Source organism: Bartonella sp. AC10YNML (assembly GCF_042196825.1).
Classification (GTDB): domain Bacteria; phylum Pseudomonadota; class Alphaproteobacteria; order Rhizobiales; family Rhizobiaceae; genus Bartonella.
Window position 1 is genome coordinate 185,653 of sequence record NZ_JBHIRA010000003.1, and the last position, 5,513, is coordinate 191,165.

The 5,513-nt window shown below is 38.0% G+C and carries 6 protein-coding genes; 5 read left to right on the forward strand and 1 reads right to left on the reverse strand.

The window, feature by feature from the left end; genetic code table 11:
- Positions 1-808: 808 nt before the first annotated feature.
- A complete protein-coding gene (locus ACFINA_RS03205) occupies positions 809-1,375 on the reverse strand; it encodes a hypothetical protein (RefSeq protein ID WP_375606483.1) in 567 nt (188 codons plus the stop codon).
- 1,791 nt (positions 1,376-3,166) lie between these two features.
- Here ACFINA_RS03205 and ACFINA_RS03210 point away from each other — a divergent pair.
- From ACFINA_RS03210 to ACFINA_RS03230, 5 genes are all read left to right on the forward strand, one after another.
- Complete coding sequence (locus tag ACFINA_RS03210; RefSeq protein ID WP_375606482.1) at positions 3,167-3,688, forward strand: hypothetical protein; 522 nt, start codon at positions 3,167-3,169, stop codon at positions 3,686-3,688.
- 86 nt (positions 3,689-3,774) lie between these two features.
- Positions 3,775-4,251, forward strand: a complete 477-nt coding sequence (locus ACFINA_RS03215) for a hypothetical protein (protein WP_375615058.1) — start codon at positions 3,775-3,777, stop codon at positions 4,249-4,251.
- A gap of 48 nt (positions 4,252-4,299) precedes the next feature.
- Entirely contained in the window at positions 4,300-4,866 is a 567-nt protein-coding gene (locus ACFINA_RS03220) for a hypothetical protein (RefSeq protein ID WP_375615059.1), read from the forward strand.
- On the forward strand, positions 4,856-5,053 hold the full coding sequence (locus ACFINA_RS03225; RefSeq protein WP_375610225.1) for a hypothetical protein: 198 nt from the start codon (positions 4,856-4,858) through the stop codon (positions 5,051-5,053). Before ACFINA_RS03220 ends, ACFINA_RS03225 begins: the two co-directional genes overlap by 11 nt.
- 11 nt (positions 5,054-5,064) lie before the next feature.
- Positions 5,065-5,397 (forward strand): hypothetical protein, encoded by a 333-nt coding sequence (locus ACFINA_RS03230; protein WP_375615060.1) that lies wholly within the window; start codon positions 5,065-5,067, stop codon positions 5,395-5,397.
- Positions 5,398-5,513: the final 116 nt, after the last annotated feature.

Below are 5,513 nucleotides of genomic sequence, written 5' to 3' on the forward strand. Positions count from 1 at the left end.
TTGGGAAGGCGGTGGTTGGAAGGTGTTGCGGGGGCAAAGCTTTAGGTGTTGGCGATTTGTGGGGGTAATTAGGGCTGTGCAGGCTGTCGTATTAGTGGTGGTGTGATGGGAGGGTTATCGGTGCAGTTGTTGATGAGGGAGGAGATTGTTGGTAGGGGCTTTTTCTTTCGTTTAAGGGATGATGCTTTTAATTGTGTCAAAAAATAACGGGTTATTTTAATGATAAGTTATTGATTTATAGTGAATATTTTATCATTATTTATCTTGAATGAGAAATCCAGATTATGCTGAAATAAAAGCCATAGCTCTTGTCCGTCAGAAGATCAGAAGAGCCATATAGAATTGTACAAGAAAAGACGTAAAATGACGATAATGAATTGTCTGAAGAGCTAAGGATGTCGCGATATTGGGTGAAGTGTATGATGAGGGTGGTTTGTTACAATGGAGGTAGAGGGAAGAATGTTGCTGTTTTTTAAAGAGGGGGCAATATTTATCTTGTCCATGCCGTGAATATGCCGTGAAATATTGTCCTTTGAGGCATGGATTAAGTGAGGCACTGGTAGGTATAAGGTTAAGTCTCTTTGACAGTTGAAGTATTTTTTAAAGAACGTGGTGGATATTTTTAAGCTTGTTTGTTGTGCGCTTTAAGCTTGTCAATCTCATGAAATTCTATGAAAGGGCAAGCTCAGAGGTTCTCAAGAGCACCCTGCCAAAGGGGGGCTTTATAAAGGCGCTGGTTATAAAGAGGCATGTTATAAAAGGAGGGGGAGAATCTTTATCCTGTGAGGGGGAGGAAATGATGGGTGTTTTAGCCAAGGCTCTTTTGGGTAGAACTGTCAAAATGTTTATAAAGGGCATCAAGAATAATACGCAACGAGCCAACAAGATTAGGCAGCGGTTGATCTTCTATAACAAGATAGTGTAATGCCGCATGAAAGTTGTGTTGACGATGTAGATATTGTGCTTCTTTAATCGCTTCTTGCATAGCTTCATAGTGTTCCGTTGCTCTTTGGATCCATTGCTTTTTTGCTTTCTCATCTGATGCGCTGTGCGTAAAACCATCATAATAACCGTTTGGTAAACCTTTTGCACATAAATAGTCGTTTCTAATTTGCAAGTATTGTTGCGCCGTGTCATATTGCTCTTTACTGATGCCTGATGAAGCCTCTTTATAGCCAAGCAAACAAAGACGCCCAATATAGGTTCCGACAAGCGGATTTTTCGCTTCTTCGAGGCTTAAACCAAAGTGTTTGGCACGCATTTCAATCGCAGATTGAAGCCCAGATTCGCTGGAGCTTTGGGCACGTGAAATACGGCCTTTGGGCTCTTGCTTTCCTGTTATTTTTGATCTACCGCGTTTTTTACGTATTTTCATGAACTTAACCATTTGAATGAAAAAGAAACTGTCTGTTGATGGGGGACAGTGATGTAAAAAGCACTTGGCGCAAATATTGGGGGAGCAAATACTTAAGGGGGAGGGAGCAAATACTGTGGGAAATATCAGCCGTTGCAGATCAAAAAACAAACGATACTAAAGGCGTTTTAATGCAAAGAAAAGCAACGGTGTGGGGCGAAAAAATCATCTTTAAGGTGTTTCTTACTATTTTTATCTTATCCCTATCAGTCTTATTTTCCGCACCTATTATGCTTATTTTTTTATTGCTAGCGGATTATTTGCTTTCTAAATATTTCTTAACTGTTCTTGAGAAATTGAAGGAAAATTTTTGTCAAATGTGAATGAAAAAATAAGAATGGATTTCAAGGGCATGTCATCGTCTTTCTAATAGGAAGTTTTTTCTAATGGGATTATTTGTCTCTTTTTTCACGAGCGCTTTGTGGAAATTTTTCAATTCCACTTTTGAAAGGTCATTGTTTTCTTAAGTTGGGAGCTTGTTATTTGGGTTCTCTTATTTTTTGTTGTTGGGCGCTTTCCCAAGATATTTGATATACATCACGCTGTTAAGCATACTTTTATCCTTTATAAGAGATATATTGTCTTCTGTTGAGTGGCAGAGAGCGGCAAAAAGCAAACCTCCACATTCTATTATAATAGCATAAGATGCCCTATGTTTTCAAATAAAATATCATTTATTGGCTTAAAATAAACTGTGAATGATCCCGCTATTTGGTTTAGTATTTCCTTTGTAAGTATCCTTTATAGAGTATAAATTTTCCGTTTTAATGGATCTCATCATAAGACGAGGGGATGTCGTTTAAAGGACGGAATGCATTATCGAAAGAAGCTGTTTTTATAAGAAGAAAGTGCCTTTATAAAAAGATGCTTTTATAGGAGATGCCTTGATGAATGTAGGGGCTGTATCAATGTGGGGGCTGTGAAATGTTTCATCTTTAATGAAGGATTTTTAAAATGAAGCCTTTTTGATTAAGAAGCTTTCAAATGAGGATTAAGGTTGTTTGTTGCACGCTTTTCATACTGGATAATCGGTTGCGTGTTTGACTTTGTTTTTATGTTGCTTTTTAAAGAGGTATGTCTTAGGGCTCTCTTTTGCCCATTTCGCAAGGGTGCTCATGAAGGGCACAACGATAAAGTCCCCAATGAAATCCATATAAAGTTTGAATAATATAAAATCTATTGAACACTTCCGTTTTTACACTTGTAAAGAAGAAAGTCTATAGCATCACACATTTTGCCAGCTCTCATTGTTGCGGACAGCTCTTGGCATTTGAGACGCTTCCTTAGAGGCATTTATCATCCTTTCTTAATGTTTTACTCTATACGGCTCTTTCTGCTTGTAACGCGCAAGAGACATGGTTTGGATCGATTTAATATGGAATAGGCTTGGAATAAGACAATCCTACGGTATTTAGGGTTCTCATTTAATATGAAAAACAATAAATTGTTATAAATCAGTGTATTGTTTGTAAACTTTACACATCAGATATTTCTTAGATTGAATATTTTTGCTTGTTGAGTTTTGTGAAACATTGTCTTTTGAAGTGTGGGTAATAGATAAGAGGATACAATGGCATTTGTGCTTGTGAGGCTTAGGGATTGTATGTTGTCACGTATGAGAAATTTTAAAAATAGACTTAAAGGGTCTTATAGCGCGTGTTTCATGGTGAGAAGAGTGCTAGATAAACCGGTTTTGCTGGTTGCATGTTTTCAAAGAGTGAGTGGGCATGTTAGAAGTGAGAAAATATCCGTATGATCGAAGATAAATCACAACACCAATTTGCCCATAAGGGAAATACGGCTTTTGCGTCACAGCCCGTGTTGAATCAGTGTGCGGTTTTCAAAAAATGGACGGCTCTCTCAAGAAAAGATTACGTCATCATTTTGTGTTTGGCTATCCTCTTGTTGGTGCTTTTTGCCGCGACTGTCTATATGAATCCTTTGGAGTTTTTTCACGTTATATCCAAAGAACAGTTTCAAGCACTGGGACAAATGGAACAAGGAGATCTTCGAAAAATGATTAAAGAGATCTTGAAACAGCCTTTTGAAAATAATCCTGCAATCGTGTTTTTGCGTGATGCGGGATGGAATAGTGTTTGGGCTTTTTTATGTCTTTTGCCGCAAATGATTTTTGGTGTTCTTGTGGTGTTCTTTCCACTCTTTTTTGTCTTTAACGCTATCTCTAAACGGGAGGTGAAGGAAATGATGAATCTGTGGGATACATTGCCAGAGCAGCAACAACTAGACAACCAATTTCTCAACAGAACACAATAGGGAAACAAGTGGCTGCTTCTTTTATAAGTACTTTTGTAATTTTTACCACAGTATGGTGGAGTACTGTCATGTTTTTCGGGGAGATCATGATACTTTTTTCTACTCTGATGACAATCTTGGTACTTTATTATTCTTTGATAAAACGGACAATATTGTTGTGTGGGATGCGGCGGAAATTAAAAAAGGGTGCATTGCAGAATTTGGGGTATAATCAGAAAGTCAGCATAGGACAAAATACAGTTTTTGCAACAGAGCTCAGCTCCCTTTCTTTTAAAGAATCTTTGGAACTTTCAAGAAAAGATTATTTTATCATCGTTTCGATAGCCTGCATTGTGATTGTGGTTTTCGCAGTTTTGCTCGCTTTTTTTGCTTTTTTTCCAAAATCTGCGATTTTTTTACACAATTATATGCCTCTATTGTTTAAGGTTGGCGTTTTTGGCGTGCAGCTGCTGTTTTGGTTTTGTGCGTGTATTGTTGTTTCTTTACCTGTCATTTTAATCTTCCATAATCTCCTTCATTATGGCGTGAAAAAAACAGTGAAGGAATTAGAAATGTTTGTTTGAGAAGAGAATAAAAATGATGATTTCACATCAATGCGATAGGGGAAACAAGTGACTATTGTTATAAAATTTTTGGCTTTTTTAGGGGTCACCATCATTGCCATTGTAATGTTTATGGTTATGATCCGGCTTCCTTACCGGTTGATCAAACATATCAGGTTATCTTTTAAACTCGCTCAAGACTTGAAAAAGAGTACAACGCAAAAAAAGCAAGCCATACAACAATTGCGTAATGATCTGGGAGAAATGAAAAGACACAATCTCGCCCATAAGACCCTTGATGCGACAATGCGCTTTCTTAACTTCAAAGAATCTCTGCCTCTTTATTCAAAAGAATGTAAAATAATTCTTTTTATCCTTATTCTCTTTTCTGTTTTACAATCTGCTTTCTCTGTCGCAAATTTGGTATGGTGGAAGAGCGATATGGTCGGCGTTATCATGCAGCTGTTGAGCCTTCTATGGTTTGGGCTTCTTCTCTTTTTTCCGATCATTGGAATCATGTGCATAAAGTTAACGAGAAAATTGAACAAAATGCTTCAACAATTGAAAGAAGCAATACAACAACGCGATCAGGCAATTCGTATGCAGAACGTGGAAGGGGGGCAAAATGACGAGTAGTCTTATAACATTAATAGCCATTTCTTTCCTGTTCTTTACGCTCTTAAGTGTTTTAATGTGGGCGCCAATCGTTGTCATTTATTACCTGTTTATCAAGCGTGCGCGGCTTTATTGTCGCGTGAAAAAGGAACTGAAATGCGTGCTGAATGAACGTGATATTGCCTTAAAACAGATCTCCCCAAAATAAAAAGCAGCAGAATGTTTGATAAAAAGCAGCTTTCTCTTGTTTGGCAAGACTATAAAAAAATATTCTATCTTTCTACGGTCATGGCGACTGCTCCAATAGTTATAACTGTTGTCGTTAAGATATGGAGAGGGCAGGACTTTGTTTCTCTTGTCGTATTCGAGCCACTGGCATGGATGCTTGCCTGTACTTTTTTATTCTTACCGATTGTTTTTATTATGCGTTTTATCGTGACCCGTCAGTTGAACAAAATGATACGGCAATTAGAAGAAGAGGTTGAGCAGAAAGGAGCGCCCGTCATATTATACGATGTGAGCGAGGGGAAAGTGAGCGAGGGGAAAAAGTGAGCGAGGGAAAAAAGTGAGCGAGGGGAAAGTGAGCGAGGGAAAAAGTGAAGAGAGGCTTTTATTGCCATTAAGTATATTGCTTTTGACTTGTTCATTAAGGAGCATGGGGGACACTT

Coding starts and splice junctions, on each gene's coding strand:
- ACFINA_RS03205 (WP_375606483.1), bottom strand. CDS start 1,375: ATGAAAATACGTAAAAAACGCGGTAGATCAAAAATAACAGGAAAGCAA.
- ACFINA_RS03230 (WP_375615060.1), top strand. CDS start 5,065: ATGTTTGATAAAAAGCAGCTTTCTCTTGTTTGGCAAGACTATAAAAAA.
- ACFINA_RS03210 (WP_375606482.1), top strand. CDS start 3,167: ATGATCGAAGATAAATCACAACACCAATTTGCCCATAAGGGAAATACG.
- ACFINA_RS03215 (WP_375615058.1), top strand. CDS start 3,775: ATGATACTTTTTTCTACTCTGATGACAATCTTGGTACTTTATTATTCT.
- ACFINA_RS03225 (WP_375610225.1), top strand. CDS start 4,856: ATGACGAGTAGTCTTATAACATTAATAGCCATTTCTTTCCTGTTCTTT.